Origin of the sequence: Tritonibacter horizontis (genome assembly GCF_001518015.1) — a bacterium.
Taxonomy (GTDB): Bacteria; Pseudomonadota; Alphaproteobacteria; order Rhodobacterales; family Rhodobacteraceae; genus Epibacterium; species Epibacterium horizontis.
The window spans coordinates 1-23,261 of sequence record NZ_LPUY01000073.1 but is presented as its reverse complement, the minus strand read 5'-3'; the positions used below and the strand labels follow the sequence as shown (position 1 = coordinate 23,261).

Annotated in this window: 20 protein-coding genes and 2 tRNA genes; 15 read left to right on the top strand and 7 right to left on the bottom strand. The window is 56.8% G+C overall.

Going from position 1 to position 23,261, the window contains the following annotated elements:
* The first annotated feature begins 39 nt into the window (after positions 1–39).
* The 5 genes from TRIHO_RS12190 (at position 40) to TRIHO_RS12165 (ending at position 6,401) form a co-directional block, all read left to right on the top strand.
* Positions 40–963, top strand: coding sequence for an MBL fold metallo-hydrolase (locus TRIHO_RS12190; RefSeq protein ID WP_068243862.1), 924 nt, complete (start codon positions 40–42; stop codon positions 961–963).
* A 69-nt stretch (positions 964–1,032) separates the two neighbouring features.
* Positions 1,033–1,107 (top strand) — tRNA-Asn (locus tag TRIHO_RS12185).
* 558 nt (positions 1,108–1,665) lie between these two features.
* Positions 1,666–2,874 (top strand): tyrosine-type recombinase/integrase, encoded by a 1,209-nt coding sequence (locus TRIHO_RS12175; RefSeq protein ID WP_068243857.1) that lies wholly within the window; start codon positions 1,666–1,668, stop codon positions 2,872–2,874.
* A gap of 146 nt (positions 2,875–3,020) precedes the next feature.
* The gene (locus TRIHO_RS12170; protein WP_068243855.1) at positions 3,021–3,281 is read left to right on the top strand and encodes a helix-turn-helix transcriptional regulator; all 261 of its coding nucleotides are present in this window, start codon (positions 3,021–3,023) and stop codon (positions 3,279–3,281) included.
* 150 nt (positions 3,282–3,431) lie between these two features.
* Positions 3,432–6,401 (top strand): hypothetical protein, encoded by a 2,970-nt coding sequence (locus TRIHO_RS12165; RefSeq protein ID WP_131811203.1) that lies wholly within the window; start codon positions 3,432–3,434, stop codon positions 6,399–6,401.
* 365 nt (positions 6,402–6,766) lie between these two features.
* Here the strand turns inward: TRIHO_RS12165 and TRIHO_RS12160 are convergent, their stop codons facing one another.
* Positions 6,767–8,500: a P-loop ATPase, Sll1717 family gene (locus TRIHO_RS12160; protein WP_068243845.1), complete on the bottom strand. Its 1,734-nt coding sequence runs from the start codon at positions 8,498–8,500 to the stop codon at positions 6,767–6,769.
* Between the two features lie 240 nt (positions 8,501–8,740).
* Here TRIHO_RS12160 and TRIHO_RS12155 point away from each other — a divergent pair, with 240 nt between their 5' ends.
* From TRIHO_RS12155 to TRIHO_RS12120, 8 genes are all read left to right on the top strand, one after another.
* Complete coding sequence (locus tag TRIHO_RS12155; RefSeq protein ID WP_068243842.1) at positions 8,741–9,013, top strand: hypothetical protein; 273 nt, start codon at positions 8,741–8,743, stop codon at positions 9,011–9,013.
* On the top strand, positions 9,010–10,356 hold the full coding sequence (locus tag TRIHO_RS12150; protein ID WP_068243839.1) for a DUF4055 domain-containing protein: 1,347 nt from the start codon (positions 9,010–9,012) through the stop codon (positions 10,354–10,356). Before TRIHO_RS12155 ends, TRIHO_RS12150 begins: the two co-directional genes overlap by 4 nt.
* A 121-nt stretch (positions 10,357–10,477) precedes the next feature.
* On the top strand, positions 10,478–11,050 hold the full coding sequence (locus TRIHO_RS23725; RefSeq protein WP_131811202.1) for a hypothetical protein: 573 nt from the start codon (positions 10,478–10,480) through the stop codon (positions 11,048–11,050).
* 275 nt (positions 11,051–11,325) lie between these two features.
* Positions 11,326–11,706, top strand: coding sequence for a hypothetical protein (locus TRIHO_RS12140; protein WP_068243833.1), 381 nt, complete (start codon positions 11,326–11,328; stop codon positions 11,704–11,706).
* Positions 11,699–11,962 (top strand): hypothetical protein, encoded by a 264-nt coding sequence (locus tag TRIHO_RS12135; protein WP_068243830.1) that lies wholly within the window; start codon positions 11,699–11,701, stop codon positions 11,960–11,962. The genes TRIHO_RS12140 and TRIHO_RS12135 overlap by 8 nt, the downstream gene beginning before the upstream one ends.
* On the top strand, positions 11,959–12,570 hold the full coding sequence (locus TRIHO_RS12130; protein ID WP_131811201.1) for a hypothetical protein: 612 nt from the start codon (positions 11,959–11,961) through the stop codon (positions 12,568–12,570). Before TRIHO_RS12135 ends, TRIHO_RS12130 begins: the two co-directional genes overlap by 4 nt.
* Positions 12,560–13,354, top strand: a complete 795-nt coding sequence (locus TRIHO_RS12125; protein ID WP_068243826.1) for a terminase large subunit domain-containing protein — start codon at positions 12,560–12,562, stop codon at positions 13,352–13,354. Before TRIHO_RS12130 ends, TRIHO_RS12125 begins: the two co-directional genes overlap by 11 nt.
* Positions 13,338–14,051 (top strand): hypothetical protein, encoded by a 714-nt coding sequence (locus TRIHO_RS12120; protein ID WP_068243822.1) that lies wholly within the window; start codon positions 13,338–13,340, stop codon positions 14,049–14,051. The genes TRIHO_RS12125 and TRIHO_RS12120 overlap by 17 nt, the downstream gene beginning before the upstream one ends.
* Positions 14,052–14,075: 24 nt before the next feature.
* Here the strand turns inward: TRIHO_RS12120 and TRIHO_RS12115 are convergent, their stop codons facing one another.
* Complete coding sequence (locus TRIHO_RS12115; RefSeq protein ID WP_068243821.1) at positions 14,076–15,512, bottom strand: hypothetical protein; 1,437 nt, start codon at positions 15,510–15,512, stop codon at positions 14,076–14,078.
* 115 nt (positions 15,513–15,627) lie between these two features.
* Positions 15,628–16,017: a hypothetical protein gene (locus TRIHO_RS12110; RefSeq protein WP_131811200.1), complete on the bottom strand. Its 390-nt coding sequence runs from the start codon at positions 16,015–16,017 to the stop codon at positions 15,628–15,630.
* Between the two features lie 118 nt (positions 16,018–16,135).
* On the opposite strand from TRIHO_RS12110, the gene TRIHO_RS12105 reads away from it, so the two are divergent.
* Complete coding sequence (locus TRIHO_RS12105) at positions 16,136–16,414, top strand: hypothetical protein (protein WP_068243816.1); 279 nt, start codon at positions 16,136–16,138, stop codon at positions 16,412–16,414.
* A 271-nt stretch (positions 16,415–16,685) separates the two neighbouring features.
* Here TRIHO_RS12105 and TRIHO_RS12100 read toward each other — a convergent pair.
* The 4 genes from TRIHO_RS12100 to TRIHO_RS12085 all read right to left on the bottom strand — a co-directional run bounded on the left by TRIHO_RS12100 (position 16,686) and on the right by TRIHO_RS12085 (position 22,196).
* Positions 16,686–16,760, bottom strand: a tRNA-Asn gene (locus TRIHO_RS12100).
* A gap of 399 nt (positions 16,761–17,159) precedes the next feature.
* Complete coding sequence (locus TRIHO_RS12095; protein ID WP_068243815.1) at positions 17,160–18,995, bottom strand: methyl-accepting chemotaxis protein; 1,836 nt, start codon at positions 18,993–18,995, stop codon at positions 17,160–17,162.
* Between the two features lie 160 nt (positions 18,996–19,155).
* A complete protein-coding gene (locus tag TRIHO_RS12090; RefSeq protein ID WP_068243889.1) occupies positions 19,156–21,633 on the bottom strand; it encodes a hybrid sensor histidine kinase/response regulator in 2,478 nt (825 codons plus the stop codon).
* 95 nt (positions 21,634–21,728) lie between these two features.
* A complete protein-coding gene (locus TRIHO_RS12085) occupies positions 21,729–22,196 on the bottom strand; it encodes a molybdopterin-dependent oxidoreductase (protein ID WP_068243814.1) in 468 nt (155 codons plus the stop codon).
* 350 nt (positions 22,197–22,546) lie between these two features.
* Between TRIHO_RS12085 and TRIHO_RS12080 the strand changes: the two genes are divergently transcribed.
* On the top strand, positions 22,547–23,161 hold the full coding sequence (locus tag TRIHO_RS12080) for a response regulator (RefSeq protein WP_068243808.1): 615 nt from the start codon (positions 22,547–22,549) through the stop codon (positions 23,159–23,161).
* Positions 23,162–23,261: the final 100 nt, after the last annotated feature.

The following is a 23,261-nucleotide window of genomic DNA, read 5'->3' as shown; positions in this document are numbered from 1 at the left end:
GAGCAATGAATTTGCGCAGCGCGCGACAGGAGAAGCCCCATGAAAAGATCCCATGCCGGTGATGCGTTCAACCCCAAACCCGGCGTCGCAGAGGAGGTTGCCCCGGGCGTGCGCCGCATTCTTGCCCCCAACCCCTCACCAATGACGTTTCGCGGGACCAACTCCTACCTGATCGGCACCACGGGGCTTGCCCTGATTGATCCGGGGCCGGAGATCTTGCCCCATCTGGACGCCCTGCTGTCTGCGCTGACACCTGGCCAGTTTATTTCTCATATCCTGGTTACACATAGCCATCTGGACCATTCCCCCCTCGCCCGGCGCGCCGCGGCCGCGACCGGTGCGCCTGTGCTGGCCTTTGGCCCGGCGACAGCCGGACGTAGCCCCATCATGCAGGACCTGGCCCAGGGGGGGCTGATCGGCGGTGGCGAGGGGCTGGATCATGATTTTTCCTGTGACCAAATCCTGGCCGATGGTGACATTGTCACCGGCGACAGCTGGGAGTTGGAGGCGATCCACACCCCGGGTCATATAGGCAATCATCTGTGCTTTGCCCTGGGCGACCTCTTGTTCAGCGGTGATCATGTCATGGGCTGGTCCAGCTCTCTGGTCTCGCCGCCCGACGGGGATCTGACCGATTTCATGGCTTCTTGCCGTCGACTGCAAACGCGCAGCTGGTCCTGCTTCCTGCCCGGACATGGTCCGGAAATCCACACCCCAAAAGAGCGTCTGGCCTGGCTCCTGGCCCATCGCCAGCAGCGTGAGGCCGCGATTCTGGCCCATCTCGCAGCCACTCCGGCCACAGCTGCCGCCCTTGCAGCCGCGATCTACACCGAGACCCCAGCCGCCCTGCTCGGCGCCGCAGAGCGCAATGTTTTTGCCCATTTGGTCGACCTCTACCAACAAAAACGCATCGCCCCCATCGGTGCCATGACCGCCACCACCTCTTTTCGACTGCTGGACTGACTTTTTTCCAAAATCCCTAACTTTCGCTCTGGACGCCCCTCAAACTCAAAGTTATACGAGCCCCCACACTCCGGCGTAGCTCAGCGGTAGAGCAGTTGACTGTTAATCAATTGGTCGTAGGTTCGATCCCTACCGCCGGAGCCAATCTCTCTTAGAGATTACATGACGTTAGAAGCCGCCCATCGTGGCGGCTTTTGTCGTTTCAAGCAGGTGCTCCAACTATGCTCCAACAATCAGGTTTCGACCGAATTGTGCCACGTCGAACGGCAGGCCAGCGCAACTGTCTCGCGCAACTCATCGGTCTTCACCAAAAATAGGAAAACCGGTTTGGGCCGTTTTTGCAAAAAATCAGAACGCGCCACTGCCGGGAAAACCCCAGAAAAACCTTGGTGGCCTGATCTCCAGATGCTGGCATGTCTTCGATCTTCTCAAGACTCCGAATCCCGCGAGTGTTTGTGAAATCGGATGAGGCAGCGATCGTAGCCAGAACGAAAAAAAGCGCCCCACAATAGAGCGCTTTGACGTTTACTTCCAACCTCTTATGTGGAGATTGGCTCCGGCGGTAGGGATCGAACCTACGACCAATTGATTAACAGGGAACGACTCGCCAAGGGTGGTTCACCGCATTTGATCAGTAAAATAAGGTAAAGCACTGTTCTGCAACGAAAAACAAGTTGTGCGACCTCCGGTAGAGAACCGAACATGTCCTCACTGAATGTTGCAGAGGATGTTGCAGAGATGCCTAACCACAACCTGACCACACGCCCGGCCATTGCGAAGATCAAGCACGCACCGGGCAACACCATCATGTATTCCGACCCATCGGTGAAACCCGACCCCGACGCTCGCGGTATCCGCCTTGCTGTCGGGGCCACCAAAAAGACGTGGGTGCTGTCGAAGCGCATAGACGGCAAGGTGCGCTCCGTCACGCTAGGCGCGTGGCCTGACCTGCCGACCGTCTATGCCGCCCGCGATGTGGCGAAGGAAAAGATGGAGGCGATCACCACCCGCACGGATGACCGCTCGACGGGCATCCACACGCTGCGCGATGCAATGGAGTCCCATATCGAACAGTCGGACGCCTCCGAGCAGACGAAGACCTACTACCGGGAGCAAATCGAACGCCACCTTGCAAAGCTCTTTGACCGGCCCATCGACGAACTGACGCTGCCGGACCTCGAACGCGCCCTCGCGCCTTATGTGGACGTCAACGGCAAGCCGACCTCAACGCAGCAGCACCTGCGCCAGATCATCGGCACGGCGTTTAAACGGGCGTCGGTCGTCCGCCGTATCCCGAACGTGGCCGATGCACTCAAAAAGGTGAAATACCGGGCGCGGAACAACAAGGTGAAGTTCGATGTGGACGAAGCATGGCCAGCTCTCGATCTGATCGACGCGAAGAAGGCACACAACCTGATCATCGGGACAGCTTGGGAGGTGATGCTCTTCACGGGCCTCCGTGCAAAGAACGTGACCGAACTCCGGTGGGAGGACATTGATCTCGAAAGCGCCCGTCTCCGCGTCGCTGAATTGAAGAACGGGACAGAAGGGGCATTCCCCATCGCTGACCGTGTTGCCGAAGCTCTGCGGGCGCTGCCACAGCACAGCGAATGGGTCTTCCCACAGCACGACACCGCCAAGCACATTTACCACCCCCAGCAGTTGAAAGGCGAAGGCGTCCGCATGACGCCGCACGATACCCGCCGCCTGTTCACGACTGCCGCCCGTCGCCTGCGCCTGCCTTCCTACATCATCGACCAGTTGCGCGGCGATGTGGAGAAAGGCGTGCAGGACATCTATGACCAAGGCTCCATGAGCCACGCTGACGCGAACGCCATCGCGAAACAGATTGAGGTGGAATGCGGGGCAGTACCTTCTTCGAATGTTGTCCAGATCGGCGGCAGGCGCTAATGTAGGCGCGCGTCGGTGTCGCTGTGCGGCTGAATAAACCGGCGTGACCATATTCGATCCATCAGGGGCTGGTCGCGGATCGTATGAAGGCATCCGCCAGCACATCAACGGGCCTGCGTCTAATCTGAACGTGAAGGAACCTGTCGATGGACGAACTCACACAAGAAATCCGTGCTCTCCGCGACGAACTGCGCGGCTTGCAGGTCAAGCAGAGTTTGCCTGATCTCATGACGCCCGCGCAATGTGCGGAATACCTCAAACGCTCGGAGGAAGTGCTCTACCTCTGGCGCAAGGAGCGCAATGCCGGAGCCGAAAGCGGCCCGCCGTTCCTGCACATTTCCAGCCGGACAATCCTGTATGATCGGGAGGACGTTCTCGCATGGGCGCGTTCTCACCGCGTGAACTGAAAAAGAGGGACGAAGCCGCTACACCTCGTCCCTCAGTCATCGCCATCAAAGCAAGCGAACCCATCGCATCAACAACTCGCTTATAAGACACGCTTTGGTGGAATCCGACTGAAAAACAAGGTAGTAGCGTCTGCATTGAGGAAGTAGCAGATGCGGATTTCACGCGTTCATGGAATTGCAAAGCCGAGTATTCGGAAAGTCCTTCGGCCAGACGGCAAGGAGGTGAAGAAGCGTTTGCCTGATGGCTCCGAAGCGTCGCCAATTGAGTGGCCGACGCATTGGTATGGCACGACCCGAGACGTGACGATTGATAGCGTCCCCGCGCTGTATGATGGAATTCAGCCTCACGAGTGCATCGTTCTTGGCGGCGCACCAGATAGTCGGAACGTCACTCGGCTTCGGCGCACCGATTTTCGTCTTCCGCCAACCGATCTGATGGTCCTCGACATTGACGGGATGCCATATGTCGATGGTTATACTGACGAATCCTTGCGATCCGATCCAGAGGGCACCATTCGGGCGCAGCTTTGCCAAATGTTTGGGTCCGACGAAGTCGATCAGCTTCACATAGTGGTGGCGCTCTCGTCGCGTGCTGGTTTCACCGGCGACTTTCGCGCTCACGTTTGGGTTGGCGTTACTCCGTTCTGTGAAGCCAAGGAAATTGCGGCGCTGCACAAGAAGCAGGATGTGCCGTGGCTGGACGCTGGAATATTTCAAGCTGGCCGTGTGCTGTTCGCAGCCCCGCCTGACATTGAAAGCGATCCGTTTCCCGTGCGCGTTTTCGAGTTCAAAGGCGATGGCATGGTGATCGACCTGTCCGGGGTCGTTCGATCAACCGAAGGGCTTGTTGAACTCAAGCGACAGTTCAGCCGGGGCAAGCACAGCATCTACAAGGTGAACACGGCTCCCATCCACGCCGGAGAAGGCGGCGTTTCGGAGGAATGCTGGAACTTCATTCTATCGTGCAAGCGATCTGGCAGGACCGAAGACGAAGCCATTGCCGCACTGCATGAAGAACTGACGCGCCTTGAAGCTCCATCCGCAACATGGCGTCGGATGCGAAAGGTGATCAGGCGCTCGGATGGCATGACTGATCCGACCTTGGGTGAGGCGCGACGGATGTTCCGCGACATGCGTGCGGGCGAAACCTTAGTCTATGGCGAACCCGCCTATCGAGAACCAGACACCACACTGACGGCAGCCTCTGAGGCGCTTAGCCGCGCTGTGCGCGATCAGATCGACCGGGAAGGCGTGTTCCTGAACAAGGTCACGCTCGGCGTCGGCAAGACCCATGAGATTGTCGAGCTTGTCACATCGCGGGACGTGAAAGCTCTGATCCTCGCCCCGAACCATGAAAGGTGCGCCGAGATCGTATCGCGCCTAGAGGATGCACGCCAAAAGCGGCTTTATGATGCGTTCGATCAGGTCGAACAATTTGAGGAAATTGAAGATCGCTGGCTTCAGAGGCATTGGGCATCGTGGCGCGGGCGATCTGCCGAGGGGATGTGCTCCCGGCTTGATGCCGTGAACGCGGCGTTCCGGGCCGGCGTGTCCGTTCACAAGCATATCTGCGGCTTTCCGACATTGGACGAGTCCGAGGATGTGAAAAGGTGTCCGATTTTCGCCTCTTGCGCCTACGCCGATCAGGTTATGAACTTCTGGCGGCACAACTGGGTCGCGCCGGTCGCGATGATCTCGCACTTGTCGCGGATCGCCTCGGACGCTGATGTTGTGATCATCGACGAGGGATGTGTTGAATATCTTGCCGGGAACAAGATGGTTCCGCTTGAGGAGCTACTAGCCCCGCGTCCCGGACGTCTGGGCGAGTTGTCCCGGAGGGCGCATAGCGATCTGCTGGAGGACACCCAGACGCTGACCTTCGATGAGGTCCAAGAAGCTCTCGAACTGGAATATGAAGCAAAGCCGTCACCGCATGTAGAGCCTGACATGTCGGACGAGCAGATCATCGCGAATTGCGATCTGGGGTCGTATCGGGCTGGCTGTGTGTCGATCTGGCGGGCAATGAATGCCCGGTTGGAGGGCGGCGAGAACCATCTGCATGTCTTTTCCGAAACCAAGAAGGACGACGACGGCGAGGAGTTCACACGCTGGTGGGTAGATGTGGCATGGCGGCAGGAAGCGCGCCTGCTCAAGAAGGCTGACACTGTGCTGCTGTTCGATGCAACGCCCAACGAGGTTGCGTTGCGCGCGCACTGGCCTGAGATCGAGGTATTCGAGGTCGAAGCACCTAAACTGAATACGCGGGTGGTGCAGGTCACAGATGCCATCGGCAAGCGATCCCAATTGATCAATGATCTTCCGAAGTCAGACCCAAAGTTCAAAGCAGAGGAGGCGCGCGTCAAGAAGGCGCGGCAAAGGCTGGCAGCTTGGCTTCGCGCCCAGCCAGGTTACACGGTCGTCGTCACCAAGAAGGATCACCGCGAGGCCATTGAGCGCGAGCATCGCTTCAAGCGAGTCGCCTTCGCGCATCACGGGGCTGTCGAGGGCAAGGATATCTGGGATTTCCCGGATGGAAAACGTTTGCATGGCGTAGATGTCGATAACTTGGTTGTTCTCGGGCGGAATGCACCGCCACCTTACGAGCTTGAAGCGATAGCGCGACGGCACCACGCGGACGAGGACGCCGTGAAGAAGATGGGGTGGTATCGCACCGAGAACTGGGAGCTAGGGGGCGGTGTCGCTGGGTATCGGTTGCGCCATGACGATCCGCGCGTCGATGCCGTGCTGAAGAATGTCGCGGTTGATAGCCTGATGCAGGCTGTCGGGCGGATGCGATCAGTGCGCCGTGAAAAGATGGGCCGCGTATTCGTCATGCACTCCATGCGGCTCGACATTGAGGTCGATGAATGTGTGTCTGCCGAGGAGGTCATGCGCCGCGCAGGCGATGTGACATTGTTGAGCGCAAACGAGGTGGATCGCGTGTTCGCGACTGGCGGGCGCAACACGCGGGAAGTCGCGAAGCGGGTCAAGGCGACGCACAAGTATCGCATGAAGGATAAGGTTGCACAGCCGAAGCCGTATCTGTGCGCAATAGCGGCGGGCGCCGATGTGGATCAGTGCATGGCCGAGCTTGGCGCGCTGTGGTGGGAAGCGGTGTGAGCGGAGTAAGCGACATGTTCTCTTATGTAGTACTATAGTAGAGAAGCTGTCGCTTACTGGTGCCGCGTGGCACAGCGCCCAGCGCAATTCCGCAAGTGTCACTCGGAGCGGTGTATCCGTGATGCGTCAACAATGCTGACATACTTTGCGCATGGCCAATTGATCACCGATCAATCGCACGGGTGAATTGCACTTACACATCAAGCGGTTGGTCAGGCTCTGCAACAATGCTGCAACATCCAGTTGCGACCAAGTCGCAGATGCAAACCGGCACCTTTTGGAACCCCCTGCCGCAGATGTGGAAACCCGGCCCCACACTCGGAAATATCAGAGTGAAAAATGCTACCCGCTAATCGGAACTCCTGTCAGGAAACATCCTTTCGATTATGTCCCTCGCAGCCGTCCAACCCATCTTGGTCGAATAGGTCAGGTTCATATTGAACATCGCTGTAGGTTCTTTTTTCTAGCCCCAACCTGATCTTCGAAATTGGATGTGCCACAAATATGCCTTTGGCCTCTGGTTTGGCGTGTCCATCGAAGAAGAACCTATCGTCTCCCCGACGCCTATAGTTTCCAATTATACCATTCCTGTAAAGAAGCTCCACAATATCAAAGGGCTTCATCTTGTTTCTTAATTTTGCAACATCTGTGCTTATCAAAGCACAGCGATCAATTTCCGTTTGTAGTTCGTATATTGAAAATCGATCATGAAACCCTTGGAAAACTGTTTCAATAGCACCCTCAAGATCAGCACCTATAGAGCTAGAAATCTGTGATTGTATCTCGGCCCAGCTTTCGTTGCCGTATAAAACTTCTGCCTTCGAAATAAGACTCATCGAGAATGCTTTCGAGTCTCCATCAATCGATTTGCAAGCCTTCAAGAGGCGAACCAAGTCCCGTGGCTTCATCCAAGTTAGACGTAGCAAGTCCTTTGGCGCTAGGGCGGCCTTACGGTTTTTGCGAAAGTAGCGGTTCCAAGTCTCAGTGACAGAGCGATCCTTGCTATGGTCCCATACACCAAATTTTTGCTCTGAATATGAGATCTTCTTGCAAATCATTTTAACGAGTGGATGATCAAGGTCGCGCGCGCCATATATTCCCCAAGTCATATGAATGCCGAACTGAGACAATAGTTTATGAATCTCCTTTCCTACTTTATTTACCGAATGAAGAACTTCTGATCTTATCGCTGCTGAAAAAACGATGCGTCGATCAGAAGGTGGTTGGGTAGCGTTCAGTCGATAAATTGTGACAATGAGATCACGGATTAGGATGCAATCCAAATCAAAGGCCTTCCCGGACCCGACCCGAGGGTCTATTTCATCGAACATCAAATTATAGTAGCCGCTCGTAAAGTTCAGTTTCTGAAAAACCTCCCGCAGATCTCCGACATAGTCAGCAAATTTGTCAAGGTCATCTGAGCCAGCTTTAAAATCGAAGTCCAAGTTCAATTCGGGATCACTAGATACTTTGGCTGACCCAGAGCGAATTTTCGGAACCAAACGAGCGAAGCGATCTAAGATCGTTCCTCGATCAATTGCGGTTAGAAGGTGCGAAAAACGATCTAGATCTGCTCCCGGCTCTACCATTCCTTTACCCTCGGACGAGATAAAGTCATGCAGCTTACTCAAAATTAAGAAAGTCCATAAATCCTCATAGTCGTAGTCTCTGAATATATTTAGATCGTTCTCTTCGAGATCGACATCTAATTTCCTGTTTCGCTTTAGAAACTCCGAGATGTCAGCGTGCATCTTTTGAGGAAAGTCTTGGCTGTAGCGGAATAAGTCCCACTTCCGCGCAAAAGATGGATCTCTTGTATATTCTTTGTCCCGGTTGAAAGACTCTCCCACATACCTCAAGAAAGCCGTTTTTCCAGCCCCTTTGTACCCATAAACGAAGAATTTGTTTCCGCTTACGAAGTCTTTATAGTCGGTATCATTTCTCAGGAAATATGAGTTGTAAAACTGAGCGGCAACCTTGCTATCGCCGATTTCGAGCTCTCTCGTAGTATCTTCTTCCCCAACATAGATATCTTTTATCGAGAGTTTTAGCCCTTTTTTTATGTTCGAGTAGTTCTTGTTGCCGCGTTGTCTTGCCACGAGTCGCCCGTCCTCACTTGCCTACCGAGATGTAGTCTAAACTCTTTTCCCTAGGTTGCCAGTGGCGTTGAACCACCTGCTTTCGATAACGATAACACTGATCAACACCTTATTCCTGAGTTGAGCGCCCCGGTGGCGTCCGTCCACATTCGACATGCGCGGCTTGGCTCTCCTGAACGGCCATCTTTCGCGCGACGTTCCTTTCGGATGGCCGTTCACCCACAATGAAAGCATCAGCACATGCAAATCACTTTCACCGCGGACGGCGATGCGGCCTGCACGCTCGCCCAGAAAACCGTTTCTTCATCGACCGCCTTTTCCATCCCGATCTCGAAGCAGGCTCTGCAATCCGGCCTCCGCGAATTGCTGCTCAACCCGGAACAGCGCGACGTGATGGTCGATGCCGTCATGATCGACCGCAGCCGCGACGGTCTTCGCATCCATGCAGGCACTGGTCGTTTCGAACTGCCTTATCGGCACCTGCTTGCCCTCGTGCTTGAGGCCGCGGAATGAGCAAGCACTGGGACCGACTGCAAGCGCAATATCACCTTATCCGCGACTGCCTCGATGGCGAGGACGCCGTGAAGGATCAGGGGCAACTGTATGTCCCGAAGCCTGAGGGCATGTCGGCGCAGAACTACACCCACTATCTCGACCGGGCTTGCTTCTACGGCGCACCGGAAATGACACTCCGCGCGCTCGTCGGGCTGGCGCTGCGCAAAGACCCCGTGATCAAGCTGCCGCCGCGCCTCGAACCGATGCGCCTGAACGCGACCTATGAAAATGCGCCGATGCAGGTTCTGGTGGAGGACATGGTGCGCGAGGTCGCAACGATGGGGCGTTTCGGCATCCTGCTCGACTTCCCGGCAGATGGCGCAAGCGCGAACGCCGTGCCGCACATCTCGACCTTCCAAGCCGAAACCATCGAAGACTTCTCTACGGGCTTCGTTGATGGGCGGAAGGTGCTGACCCGTGTGCATCTGGCCTCAGATGAACAGTGGGAAGATTCAGACGTCACCTACGAGTTGATCCTTGAGGCGGGCGTCTATCAGTTCCGGCGCTTCATACGGGACCAGCACAAAACCCGCGTCGATGTGGGGGAGAACCATATCCCGACGATCAACGGCAAGCCGCTCGACTACATCCCGTTCCTGATGGTCAGCCATGAAGGCCTGCGCCCGGAGCATGTCAGCCCGCCGTTCCTGTCTCTGTGCAAGGTCGCTATTTCACACTTCAAGAACAGCGCCGACCGGGAACACGCAATCTTCCTGACGGCCAGCCCGACGCCTTGGGTGGCTGGGTCGATCCCGGCGAACAAGGTGCCGACACAGATCGGCTCCGGCGCTGTCTGGACGCTGCCCGAAGGCACGGAAGTCGGGATGCTGGAATTCACGGGGGCCGGTGTCGCCGCGATGAAAGAGATCATGGAGGAGAAATCCGAGACGATGATCTCGCTCGGCGCGCGGATGCTGTCTTCGACCGTCAACCGCAACGAAACGCTTGGCACAGCGACGCAGCGCACCCGGTCAGAATTGGCGCTGCTGCATGGCGTCGTTGTCTCGGTCGAGGCTGGCCTGAACCGCCTGCTGCGCCTTGCTGCTGAATGGGTTGGTGACGATCCTGACGCGGCGTCCGTGTCGCTGTCCCGTGACTTTATCGAAAGCGCGATGGAACCGAAGATGATCGAACAGCAGATGAAGCTGTATCTGTCCGGCGTGATCAGCCGCGCGACGTTGCACGAGAACCTGCAAAAGGGCGAGATCGTTCGTGCGGATCGGTCATGGGAGGACGAGCGGGACATGATCGACGAGGACGGGGGCGACATATCCCCCATCATCGGCACGCGCGAACTATGACGCCTTTTGGGCTGAAATCACAAAGGACCATCCACATCCTTCCGTATTCTTTGACATACCGACCAGTACGCCGCATAGTTCTGGGAACAACAGAAAGTCGTTTGAGCAAGGAGTTACCACTATGAGGTTTCTACCGCTGGCAATTTTGCCATTTCTCCTATTTGGTTGCACCGAGCGACCGCTAACCGGCTCTGAAGCGGCATTCTTGGGAACGGTGCATGGCAACAACGTGCAATTTGACGATATTCTTATCGTAAAAGGCGGCTTAGCTGACGCAAGACCTAACGACGGAGCCGTGGCTCTTGGGAACAAAATTCACTACAACAGTAATACCTATAGGGAAAATTTTGTTCCTGACGATGATGTCACTTTCATCGAGGATTTGGTTTTGTTGGCGCACGAAGTAACCCACATTTGGCAATATAATAGCGGAAAAACGCCAAAATGCACAGTGTCAGAGCTAGCACGCGAGCATTCTGAATTTGGAGACACAGTTTATGTCTACCCGACTCCGTTAAGTGCTTCCAAGAGTTTAACAAGTTATCGATGTGAGCAACAAGCTCAGATAGTTGGCGATTGGGTACTGTATCGGGCACTGAATAGGCCGGAAGCTTCGACTTATGAAGCGGTTATTCGCCGTTCTATGCCTGTCGATGAGTTGCTTGCAAAAAGTGGTCTGAAGCGGCGAGACTGATTTGCGTTATGTGAAGCGTCCGTAAGCTGGGTGACGCAATGATCCAAAGAGCTTTCCCCCTGTGATGCAAAAAGGTGAAGTCGTCAGAAACGAAAAACGCCACACCTATGTCTCGGCCGCAGCTTAGCGGAAAGACCTTCTTCTCCGGTTTGTTGAGCGTTAACAGGCATTTATTGTGATCGTGCAGACCGGGCGTCGCGCAGATCTTCACGTTCAGGAGAAAGGCGGGCTTCCGGGTCTGCCTTTCTTTTTGTGCGAACGTGAAGGAGATGCACATGTCCGAGGACAACGACAAGCTGATGGAGCAGTTCATCGAGAAGGCAACGCCCAAGCTTCTTGAAGCGCTGACGGAACAAGTCTCGAAGCAGATCGAAGATCAGATCGGCGTCCTGAAATCCAATGCCGAAAAGGTGCTCGACGAGATCAAGGATCAGAAGCGGGCCGCAGCGGAAGCCGCCGCGAAGGAGCAGGCCGAGGCTGGGCAACTCAAGACCCTGCTCGAACGCAAAGGCGACCCGGCGTCGATCAAGGATGCGCTGTCGCCCGAACCGATCCGTCTGACCCGCGTGCAGGCCCGTGACGCCGCACTCTATCGCCGCGCGAAGGCGCAGGCTGAGAATACCGGTACGACCTTGGAGATCGTGTCCGATGAATGATCTCGCCAAGGCCGCAGACGCCACCGCCCGCGAGTTTCTGGCGGGCACCTATCGCACGGTGCGGGAGTTCGACGTGACCCTTGCCCGCAACGCCATTCTCGACTGCCTGTTCTCGGCGGAAGAACCCGACTTCATCCGCGACGTTGGGGATCACCCGATCTATGGGCCGGACGCGCGGCGCGTGATTGGCCGGATGGCCCCGCACATGGTCGAACTGGCCGGGCGCACGGCAAGCGGATGGCGGGCCGCTGCATGACCATCAACTATGACCGCATCAAGGACGCGTTGCCCGTGGAATCGGGCAACGGTCGCCGCTCCACCATCCGCGCTCGGGCGGACGTTGTTGAGGTGGTCCTCGACTGCGTGCTGCGCCGCCGCCAGTTCAAGGAGATCGCGCAGCGGTGCTGCGTCGATCTGGAAAGCCTCACTAGGTTTCGCAAGCGTTTCATTACCCCAGAGGTGGAGAAGATCGTCCTCGTCGAGGCGAACAAGCTGGACGCCACCTCGCTCGATCAGGAAGTGAACAGCGCCCAAGACAAGATCGAAGGCGGCATTGAGGGTATCCTCAAGGAACAGAAGCGGCTCTATCGGACCCTCAACGATATGGTCGAAGGCGAGAACCTGCTCGATGTGCTGTCCCCGATGATGCAGTTGCTCCGGGATCAGAACAAATCCTATGAGAACCTGCTCAAGGTCTATTCCAATCTGCGCGACAAGACGACCATCGTGCTGGGCCTGAACGAGCATCCCGACGTGCAAAAGCTGATGGATGTGCTGTGGGTGGTGTTCCACAAGCACCCGGAGGCGTTCGAGACCTTCCATCAGGTTGTGACAGACCGGCGGATTCCGCTCGATGTCGAATGACCTTGGCCTATTCCTCCGCACGCTCAACGAGCGGGTAAAGCCGGAGCTGCTGCTGGAGCGGGTTGTGGGTGGGCCGCCCGATGATTGGCAGCGCACGCTGATGAATTCCGCGTCGGACATCATCATGGTGCTGGCGTCGCGGAGGATAGGCAAATCGACCACCGTGGGCGTGATGGCAGGCCAGGAACTGTCCAAGCCCGACCATCAGGTGATCATCCTTTCAAAGACGCTGCCGCAGTCTCAATTGCTGTTCGCCAAGATCGCGTTCACTTGGGAAAAGATGGCGCTGCCGATTGAAACTAAGCGGCGCACGATGACCGAACTTCACCTCAAGAATGGTTCGTCGGTGGTCTGCGTTCCAGCGGGCCAAAACGGTGAACAGGCGCGTGGCTATGGGGTCAAAGACGGGCTGCTGATCTATGACGAGGCCGCGTTCATCCCTGATGATGTTTTCGGCTCGACGCTTTCGATTGCCGAAGACAACGCCAAGACGATCCTGATCACCACACCGGGCGGTAAGTCGGGCAAGGCCTATGAGATGTGGAGCGATTGGGAGATGTATCCCGAAGTCGAACGCATCCGAGCCTGCTCCCTCGATCTGCCGCGCATGGCGAAGCTGGTCGCCCGCCAGCGAAAGGTGCTGTCCAAGTTCGAGTTCGACGTGGAACACGGCCTGAACTGGATGGGCCGGGGACAGCAGTTTTTCGACTCAGCGGCCATCGCCGCAGCTTTCACCGACACACCCCAATTGAGATTAGGAGACCTATATGCAGGGCTTGATTGAAAAGGGCGAGGACTTGATCCTGCCGAACGCAGACCCGGCGGTTGAAGTCGTCAAGGGCTATCGCCGCTTCCTCGTGGGCCTCGATATCGCACAGGCTCAGGACCGCAACGCCTATTCAATTCTGCTCGATGAGCGGGTGCCGTTCTATAACAAAAACGGGCGGCAGGAACTAACGAAGCGTCGCCGCGAGATCGTCCGGGCTGATCATCTGCCCGCCATGTCCTACGCAGACCTCGCAATTGTGACCCGGAACCTGATGATGGACCCGTCCATCGCGGGCCGCTCCTATCTCGTCGTGGACTCCTCCGGCGTGGGGCGGGCCTTCTGCGACCTGCTGGATACCAAGTCGGTCCAGCACACCCGCGTTCAGATGGTGGCCGGTGAAAACGAGACGGAATCAAAGGAGCGCGGACGCACCTTCAACAACGTAGGCCGCACCCGGCTCTTGTCGGCGCTGAACTCGGCTATCCACACGGGCGACCTGTCTATCGGCAACTTCGAGGCCCGCGACCTAATGCGGCAGGAGCTTGAGAGCTTCGAGGCCGATGTGGGATCGACCGGGCGTGTGCGGATCGAAGGTGGCACAAAGTTCGGCCACGCGGACCTCGCCGTTTCCGCCTCGCTGGCACTCTGGCTGTCTGATCATCGGTCAGTTGGTACGCACATCGGGGAAGTGCCGCTCAAGGGCTACTGGTAGACGGCCTTTAATTTGAACACTCGGCTATTTTCTTTTACTTGCTGATGCTTTTGGTGTCGCATCTATCACCACAATATCTGAAGCATCTTCACCAGCCGAAATTCGCGCGTTGCGTATGGCTTTGATTTGGTTAAGTTTTTTACCCACATCACCAAAGTCCATAACCACAAAAATCCCGATTTGGGTTCGCGAAGCGTCTTTGTATATTTCGAGTTGACGTTCGTATCCATGACGAACGGTTCCACTCGATCTTTTCATTTCAACTAATACTCTCGCTCGATAACCGCTGGAAAACTTAAAGTCGATTGGCCCACCGCCCATGTTCGCCTCTGGTGAAATATCCACATTGTTGGCAATACAAAAACTGTCGGCTAAAGCATAATAGATTAGCTGGGCCGCGCGTTCCTTTTTGGGTTTACCATCAACCCACAATTCTTCCCAAAGATTGCCGTTTTCAACATGGTGCTTAAACATACTCAGTGTATCGTGTACCAGCTTCTTCAACTCTTCCGGACCGGTGTGCAACGCATATGAAGCAGGCACTTGTAGTCCAGAAGGGTCTTGCCCAAAAAGCCATTTGAGCTTGTAGTAACCGAGCGCATCAAGGCTCTTATCATAGTGACTGGTATGCTCTTTAACCGTAGCGAGAAACTGATCGAAACTCTGTGCGGAATCCATTGCTGCCCGTCTCAAAGCTGCCTTCCTGTCAGCCACTGTCGGTTTTGCGATATTTCCTAAGAAGACGTTCACTCGATCTCTAATTTGGGTGTTCTGGAATGCAGCGGCTTCGATATCCGACCAATCCGTTGCGACTGGTAGGTCGCGCACAATATCTGTCGGAACTAGAACTGTAGATTTCATAGTGCCGCTTCGAGAGTCTACAAAACGGGGCAACAATACACCTTCAATCCGATCATCTTTGGAAACAGGAATACCGTTTGCTTCACAGAAATCTTGCGTGATTTTTGCCAGATCATGAAGAATTACGCGAGTCGTGAAGTCACTAATCGTATCTGGTCCAACTTCATCTTCAAAAAAACCCATTAAAGAGATCATCTCAGGGTCGTCGGCTCCCAACTCGACGATCTCTTGCGCGGTACTCATCATCGCATCCCGAATGTGATCTGGACGAGAACTGCCAGAGCGACCACTTCCACCGTATCCAAGGCCATTTTCCGCAGGCTCGTGAAGATCCAGTAGTTTTTCAGCGGCTCGCCATGCTGCATCACCCTTACTGCGGGAAATTGCGAGTAGCCTGATAAAGTTCTGAAAATGTTGCCGGAACGTTCGAATGCCATCAACTCGGATTCTCTGATTGGAAGATTTCTCCAAGAGAACTGGGTCGATGAAAAGTTGGGTATCCACATTAAGAAATGGATCAATCAAATCCGCTGCATCCAACAATGCAGGATCAACTCCAAAGTGCTTAGAAAACAGAACCGGGTTTTTAACTTTTGCCATCTAAAATGCCTAACTCGATCCGCGAAATACTCTAACCAGACACCTCGACTGGTGACGACTTCGCTTCAATACACTAAATCTATGGTTGTGGAAAGCTATCAGCACAGCATTCCAATTACATATTAGCAAGACGCGCTTTCCGGACTTTATGGTAAGCTGACTTGATCGTTTCGTATCCGTCTTCCAGTTCGAAAACCTCAATATACTTGACTAGGGCTGTTTCGAGGTCGGCGCCTGCTTCACGTCGCCAAGAGTCCACCCAATCGAAAATTTGCGCATAGTCGTGCTTTGATTTGGCTCCAAGCAACTTTCGGGGCTTGGGCCGTATGATGGGCATCTCAAGGTGGTTTGTGAGCGCCAGTTCCTCGTCTTCATGAGGGTCGAACTCCTCAACCGTGGCGCAGAGCCTTTCAAAGTACTGCCTTGCGCTAGATGGCAGTGTGCCAAGGTTCGCGGCTAGGGCAGCCCAAGCATCATAAGCGTCACCTTCATCGTCGTTCGCCAAGTTGAGAATCTCCGCCTTCTGCACAACTGCGCCAGTCGAGGTGATTCCTTACTCATGGTCGCAAGCTACTGCTCACGCGGAGCGTAGCGACTGAAATGGCTAAGCGAAAGGAAATGCCATGAATAATGAAAATAAGAACCTGCAACGCGCTCTCGCGATTCTCGCGACGCACCCTGACGAGACAGAAATCAGCTTCTGTTCGATCCGCGTAATGGTCGCCGGTCAGAAACTCTGCCCACAAGACCCCGACGACAAGGAAGTGCTGTCGATCCTGATGGCAAGCAAGGAGTTCGGCTTCGCTGTCAGCGCAATCGAAGTGATGGCGGAGGAGTTGCGCGAAATGCAGCGCGCATATGACGGGCGTATCGAACTGCTCAAACAGATGGTGGCGGCATGAGCCAGAGTGTTCTCGAACGGCTGCGCACAATCAGCCGTGGTCTCGACCGCAACTGCCATGTTCGACTTACTCTCTACGGTCGGACTTACATCTTCATGGAAGGGCGGTGGTGGGCTTCACCTGAACTGTGATCCAATCCGGGCGGTGCTTTGGTGCCGCCCGTTTTCATTGCAAAGCGGCGATTGTTGTAGAGTTGTTGTAGAGCCCGCTAAAAACGACAAAAGCCCATCGCGAGATGGGCCTTTATGTCATTGATCTCTTTAAGAGATTTTGGCTCCGGCGGTAGGGATCGAACCTACGACCAATTGATTAACAGTCAACTGCTCTACCGCTGAGCTACGCCGGAGTGTGGGGGAGGACATAACTCTGTCGCGCCTAGGCGTCCAGAGGAAAATCTTTTGAAAGTGGTTTTTTCACGCCGCCTTGGCCCGCTATTCGTCGAACTCTTGTCAGAACCCGGTGGAAAGAGCGTACACAATGATCTCGCCCCTCATACTGTGGGCTCAAAGGTGGGCTCAAAGATAGCATATCGGGCCGCAATTGGGTGCCCTCGCGGATAAGCACAGCGATCTGAACGAGGGTAAGGCCTTGCTGCACCGCTCGTCCCCCCCCCCGAACCGCATTGAGGACCGTTGGCGGTCATCAGGAACAGTGGGGTCGTGGTGGCTGTGCTGCCACAGCGCGGGGAATAAACCTTCCAACCCGCGCTGCGACATAGTGATGTCAGATCTGTTTTTGACGGGCTTTAGAAGTCATCCCAAATCTTTGCGTTACTGCTCGCATCGCCAACGACGGCCTTTGTCGGCTCTGGCGTGTAGTCCCATTCCTCGCCATGCGCGGATGGGGCGACGATTTCTTCGGGTTCGTCGGCCGCGCTGGCGACAGACACCGGCGTGCGCGCAATATGCGTCGCCCCCTCGCTCAGCTTGAAGTGGGAGACCATCGAGGCCAGGCTGGTGGCGTTTGCTTTCAGCATATGGCTCGCCGCGGTGGCTTCTTCGACCATTGCCGCGTTTTGTTGGGTGACCTGATCCAATTCAACCATACCGCTGTTGATATCGCCCAGACCCGCGGACTGTTCGCTGGCACCTTGGGCAATGTCAGAAATCAGGCTTGAAATTTGGGTCACTCGCTCCACGATATTGTGCAGCGCCTCGCCGGCCTTGCCGACAAGATCCACACCCCGTTCGACCTGCCTGGAGGAATCGCCGATCAGGGTCTTGATTTCCATTGCAGCATCCGAGGAGCGCTGTGCCAGCGCGCGAACTTCGGATGCGACGACAGCAAAACCGCGCCCGGCTTCGCCCGCACGGGCGGCCTCGACGCCTGCGTTGAGCGCAAGCAGGTTGGTCTGGAAGGCGATGTCGTCGATCACCCCGATGATCTGACCGATGTGGGACGACGATTGTTCGATCTCGGTCATGGCCGAAACCGCGCTGTTGACGACGGTGCCGCTGTTGACGGCTTCCGTTTTTGCTTCTTCCATGGTGTTAGCGACGCTGCTGGCGCCATCGGCGGCCTGGCGCACCGAAGCGGTCAACTGATCAAGCGCGGCGGCTGTTTCTTCCAGCGTCGCAGCCTGGCTTTCTGTGCGGCGTGCCAGATCATCAGAGGCGGAGCTGATTTCGGTCGAGCCGTTCTGGATACTTTCCGCAGCGTCGACAACCGCCGAAACCGTGTCAAAAAGACGGGTCACAAGGGCGTTGAAATCTTCCCGGAGTTTTTCGTATTCGCCGGGGAAATCTTCGGTAATCTTGGCCGTCAGATCGCCGGTCGACAGATTGCCCAGCGCATCGCTCAGAACTGAGACGATATGTTCCTGCGCGGCATCGCGCTGGCGTTTTTCCTCTTCCATGCGCTGCTGTTCCGCAGTGGTATCGCGGAAATCGACCAGGGCCTTGCCCAGCGCCCCGATTTCGTCGCGCCGTTCCGCTTCGGGGATTTGCAGCGTCGTATCGCCGTGCTGCAAGGCATCAATGTGGCCGACCACGGCGCTGATCGGGCGCGAAACTGCGGTGGCAATCAGGTAGAAGATGACCGAAAAGACCGCAAAAATGCCAAAGCCGAGCGCCGCGGCGACGATATTGGCCTGCATGATCTGATTGGCGATGATCGAGGTGTCCAACGCCCAGACCAGATTGCCTGCCATTTCACCTTCGAACATCAGCGGCGACAGGAAATAGATAAAATTGCCCTGTTGCAGTCGCGGCGTCTCCTCCGCAAGCATCTGGTCGGCCGTCGCGATCCAGTCTTCCTGCATGGCATCGCCTTTAAAGGCCTCTGCCAGGATGTCGCCACCGCTGACCACACGCGCAAAGACGAAGGAGTCGCGTTCGGACAGGGAGCTTAGGGTCGTGTTCGCCAATTCTCCGTCATAGTTCCAGGCCGCTGTCGCCAGAGGTGCCGAAATATAGGCTTCGGTCAGCTCTACCTGCTCTTCAAATCCAGTATGAAGTGCTGTGTCCAAGCGCTGTGCCCAGAACGTTGTGATCACGCCGATCATCACCAGCAGGCCCAGCATTCCGGGCAGCAGGATCTTTCGTTTTACGGGCATATTGCGGAACCAAGACTTGACGAACATGGTGTCCCTCCAAATAAGTTTGGTCCAACATCCAACAAGACAATTTTTTTTCCGTTAAATCCGCCGCCGCGACGGCGGCATGTTCCGGCATCTTCGCCCCCAGTTTCGGGGATGCCCAAAAAGACATCACAGCCAATCCGCGCGGGGATCTAGCGGGGATCTAGCCGTCTTCGTAGCGGGCGAGCATCGTATCCGCGCGCGCGCATGCCTGGCACAGCCTGTCCAGCGCCGGGATGGCGTTGGTGTTGGCCTGTTCGATCTCCAGCATCGACGCTCGCAGATCGGCCAGCCCCAGGACTGCGGCGGATCCTGCCAGCCGATGCGCCTCCTGCCGATGATCGACGGTCAGTTCCGCGCTCTGGAGCAAGGTGTCGTTCAGGCTGCGCAGGTCCTGACGAAAGACAGACAGGAAGTGATGCGCCTTTTCCGGGCCAAGGGCCGAGACAAACTCTTCCAGGTCGGATTGGCCCTGTGCGGACGGCCCGTTCGACCCCGACGGCCGGGGCTCTCCCACCTGCGATGATGCGCCCACCTGCGATGATACGCCCAATGGCCCCGGCGCCGCACAGCGTCGCCGCACGAGATCGCCCAGCGCGTCCCTGTCGATCGGCTTGGTCAGAACCTCCGCGAACCCGACATCGAGGATCCGGGCGTGATCATCCGCCGAGGCATGGGCGGTCAATGCGACGACATCAATGCCTTCTGCCAGGTGTTCGCGACGCAGTTGGCGCAGCACCTCCATTCCGTCCACTTCCGGCATGCTGATATCGGTCAGGATGAGGTCGAAGGTGCCGGCCCTGGCCTGTTCGACCCCGGCCGCACCGCCGCTTGCCGTCACCACCTGATGACCCAGGTCGCTGAGCATGCGGTCCAGCAGCAAGCGATTGATGTCATTGTCTTCGATCACCAACAGCCGTTGTCCGACATCGGTCACCGGACGCTGTGTCGTCACCGATGTCTGATCCAGCGCGGTTGGCGGCAGGGGCAGTGTGAAGGTAAAAAGACTGCCCTCACCGGGTTCGCTTTCGCAGCTGATTTCCCCATCCATCATACGCACCAGCCGCTGCGAAATGGCCAACCCCAGGCCGGTGCCTTCGCTCCCCCGGGTATAGCTGGGATCCAGCATGATGAAATCGTCAAAGATCCGTTCCAGATCGTCTGCGGCGATGCCTTTTCCGGTATCGGCGACGCAGAACTCGACCATATCGCCAGCGCCACGCACGACATCCACCGACACCGCCCCGTCCTGGGTGAATTTGAGCGCGTTGCCGACCAGATTGAGGAGCACCTGCTGAAGGCTTCTCGCCCGGCCATGAACGCCATCCAGCGGGCCAAGGTTGCAGAAAACGCTCAGCTCGTTGTTGTTCTTGGTTGCCGTGGCTTGCTGACTGTCGACCACCCCCTGCACCAGTGACTTGAGATCGAAAACCGCCACCGTTTCGGTTTCAGCCCCCGACTGAAGCCGCGACAGTTCCAGAACATCGTTGACGTGATGCAACAGAAGTTCGCCCGAGACCCGCATCGCCTGCAGGAACTTCTGCTGCTCGGCACTCGGGTCCAGGTCTTCGAGAATATCAAGCGACCCCAGAATGCCCGTCAGCGGCGTGCGCATTTCATGGCTCATCACCGTCAACAGCTTGTCCTTGGCCTTGACCCCGGAGAGCGCATCGTCGCGGGCGCGGCGCAATTCTTCTTCGTCGCGCAGACGGCTGGAGATATCGCGCACATAGCTGACCAGCACCGGTTCATTCCCGGAACGGCACACCGTCAGGGAAACCTCGACCGGCAAACGCTCGCCGGTCTTTCGCGTCGCCGTAAGCTGGACCCGTCCGTCGCCCTTGCCGAAGCCGTCAGGCGTGTCCCCTTTGGCAATCTGCGCGGCATCAATTGCCACCAGATCCTCAAAGGACATGCCGATCACCTCTTGTGCGGAATAAGCAAAAATCCGTTCCGCCGCGCCATTGAAGGCCGTGATCCGCCCCTGTTCGTCGGCCACCAGAATAGCATCCAGCGACGAGGTCACCATCGCTTCTGTCCGGGCGGCGTCCTGGGCCTGCTGGGAGGCAAGCCGCTGCCCGCGCCGAAAGAGGGACAGGATCAACAGGGCCGTCAACGCAAGGGCCACCATCAGGGACACCACAACCAGCGCGAGCTGTAGAAACAGCTTATGCAAGACAACCCGCTCCACCCCGGCCGTTTCCGCCTGGAGCACAACACCGATCAAGGCGAGTTCCCGCACCGCCTCGCCATCCTCGGCCACCAGCTGCTGCAAATCCGGCAAGCGCGCGAGCAAAACGTCATCCGGCGCATCAATAAGCGGAACCTGGGCCTGCACCCCAGCCCAGAGCCGATCCAGCGTCGTGCCGCCTTCGCTGGTCGCACGCATGTCAGCGTAGAGTGAACTTTCGCGGTACGTCGCGATGCGGCTATAGTAGATGTCGAACTGCCGTCGCAGCGCCGCAAGATCGTCGTGATCTTCGGCTATTGAGACCATGCGCTGATATTTCAGGTAATCAACTTCGGCCTGGGACAGAGTCCATTGCAGGTTATCCGTGGCCGCAGCCGAGAACGCCTCGATCCGTTGTTGCACATCTTTGCCAAGCCGGACGGATTGAACCGCCAGCAATATCAGAACCATGGCCGCACCAACAGACAACCATCGGTGCAGTTTGGGAACCTTTTGGCTCTGCAACGGGCCACGCCCTCCTGTTCAACTCTCCCATCGGAGAGGACTTACCTCACGGTTATTCTGTTCAATTGCCAGATACTGCGGGAATAAATCGCCTCGGTCCGAAACTCTGCCCCGCTGTCATAGGGGTAGATGATCCAAAGCGGCCCCTTGTCGCGCAAGGACATGGTTTTCCCGTTGCGCATGTAGGCGACGATCGGCCCGCCTGCGGCGACATCCGACATGGGGATTTCAACGGCGTAGTCATTGACCGCTGCAACCTCCAGCGTACCCTCCGTGACACCGACATGATCCATCAACCGGTCCAGCGAGACGCCAACGAAGTTCTGTACGCCCTCGCTCCAGATGGTGGTGGTGTTCACCTCACGGGCGTCCAGCGCGCGCAATTGCGCCAGAGAGAAATCCTGCTCCCTTTCTCCGTCGCGAATGGTCAGGATGACATCTGACGCCGACGCGGGAAGCGAAAACAACAGGGCAACAACTGTGGCGAACGCCGTGAATAGATGTCTCATCAAGTGCCTCCAAGAGCAATATAATGCCAAGGCCCATCGACCCGGTCACGGCAACTGTGGCACAACACAGCCCGAACGGCATGCGCACCTGCGTATAGTTTGCTACCCTTTCGTATAAGTTCGGTAAACTCTGCCCCCGACAGAGGCGAATTCCGCCCGGTCACGGCCCCCCTGCCCGCCGTTGGCCCTGCTCGGGGACGTGCCGCGGCCCGTCCAACAGGCGTCTTTGGCCATGCGCCGCCCGGAAGGTGCCGCAGCGTCGCGCTGATTTGCGAACGGGAGTTGACTGATTTGAAACGTTTTCGGCGATAGACTTCGTTCAGTATGGTGAAAACAGGTTAAATAGCGACATGCGTATTCTTCTGGCAGATGACCACGATATGGTCCGCGACACGATCTCGGCGTATCTCAGCTCCGAAGGGGGGGCTGACATCACCGCAACGACGGACCTGCCCCGCGCAATGAAGGAACTGGAGGACAACGGTCCTTTTGATCTTGTCCTGCTCGACTACAACATGCCCGGTATGAACGGCCTTGACGGGTTGAAGAGCGCCTTGAAAAGCAACGGTGGTCGCGGCGTCGCGATCCTGTCCGGCAGTGCCCCGACCCATACCGCACAAGAAGCCCTGGACGCCGGGGCGGTCGGGTTTCTGCCCAAGACAATGGGGGCGCAATCGCTTTTGAATGCGGTCCGCTTCATGAGTGCCGGCGAGATCTATGTCCCCGTCGAATTGATGCGACAGGAGGCGGCGGCCCCCGCCCATCCCCTGCTGGGACAACTCAGCCCGCGCGAAGTCGAAGTCCTGCAGGGCCTTTGCCGGGGGCAGTCCAACAAGGAAATCGCCCGCGATCTGAACCTGCAGGAAGTGACGATCAAGCTCCACGTGCGCACCCTGTGCCGCAAGCTGGATGCCAAGAACCGGACGCAAGCCGCCATGACAGCCAAGGAAACCGGCCTGTTCTGACGCAACAGAACTGACATTGCTGGCCGCGATCAACGGCGCGACCACTGGCGACCACCCGCCCCCCCTGGCGAGCTGAGATACGCCGAGATCGTGTCGCGGA

Bases quoted from the DNA above. Each gene is read 5' to 3' on its own strand.
- TRIHO_RS12175 (WP_068243857.1), top strand. From the start codon at position 1,666: ATGTCCTCACTGAATGTTGCAGAGGATGTTGCAGAGATGCCTAACCAC.
- TRIHO_RS23725 (WP_131811202.1), top strand. From the start codon at position 10,478: ATGAGGTTTCTACCGCTGGCAATTTTGCCATTTCTCCTATTTGGTTGC.
- TRIHO_RS12135 (WP_068243830.1), top strand. From the start codon at position 11,699: ATGAATGATCTCGCCAAGGCCGCAGACGCCACCGCCCGCGAGTTTCTG.
- TRIHO_RS12150 (WP_068243839.1), top strand. From the start codon at position 9,010: ATGAGCAAGCACTGGGACCGACTGCAAGCGCAATATCACCTTATCCGC.
- TRIHO_RS12080 (WP_068243808.1), top strand. From the start codon at position 22,547: ATGCGTATTCTTCTGGCAGATGACCACGATATGGTCCGCGACACGATC.
- TRIHO_RS12120 (WP_068243822.1), top strand. From the start codon at position 13,338: ATGCAGGGCTTGATTGAAAAGGGCGAGGACTTGATCCTGCCGAACGCA.
- TRIHO_RS12190 (WP_068243862.1), top strand. From the start codon at position 40: ATGAAAAGATCCCATGCCGGTGATGCGTTCAACCCCAAACCCGGCGTC.
- TRIHO_RS12165 (WP_131811203.1), top strand. From the start codon at position 3,432: ATGCGGATTTCACGCGTTCATGGAATTGCAAAGCCGAGTATTCGGAAA.
- TRIHO_RS12170 (WP_068243855.1), top strand. From the start codon at position 3,021: ATGGACGAACTCACACAAGAAATCCGTGCTCTCCGCGACGAACTGCGC.
- TRIHO_RS12130 (WP_131811201.1), top strand. From the start codon at position 11,959: ATGACCATCAACTATGACCGCATCAAGGACGCGTTGCCCGTGGAATCG.
- TRIHO_RS12085 (WP_068243814.1), bottom strand. From the start codon at position 22,196: ATGAGACATCTATTCACGGCGTTCGCCACAGTTGTTGCCCTGTTGTTT.
- TRIHO_RS12140 (WP_068243833.1), top strand. From the start codon at position 11,326: ATGTCCGAGGACAACGACAAGCTGATGGAGCAGTTCATCGAGAAGGCA.
- TRIHO_RS12095 (WP_068243815.1), bottom strand. From the start codon at position 18,995: ATGTTCGTCAAGTCTTGGTTCCGCAATATGCCCGTAAAACGAAAGATC.
- TRIHO_RS12090 (WP_068243889.1), bottom strand. From the start codon at position 21,633: ATGGTTCTGATATTGCTGGCGGTTCAATCCGTCCGGCTTGGCAAAGAT.
- TRIHO_RS12125 (WP_068243826.1), top strand. From the start codon at position 12,560: ATGTCGAATGACCTTGGCCTATTCCTCCGCACGCTCAACGAGCGGGTA.
- TRIHO_RS12105 (WP_068243816.1), top strand. From the start codon at position 16,136: ATGAATAATGAAAATAAGAACCTGCAACGCGCTCTCGCGATTCTCGCG.
- TRIHO_RS12155 (WP_068243842.1), top strand. From the start codon at position 8,741: ATGCAAATCACTTTCACCGCGGACGGCGATGCGGCCTGCACGCTCGCC.
- TRIHO_RS12115 (WP_068243821.1), bottom strand. From the start codon at position 15,512: ATGGCAAAAGTTAAAAACCCGGTTCTGTTTTCTAAGCACTTTGGAGTT.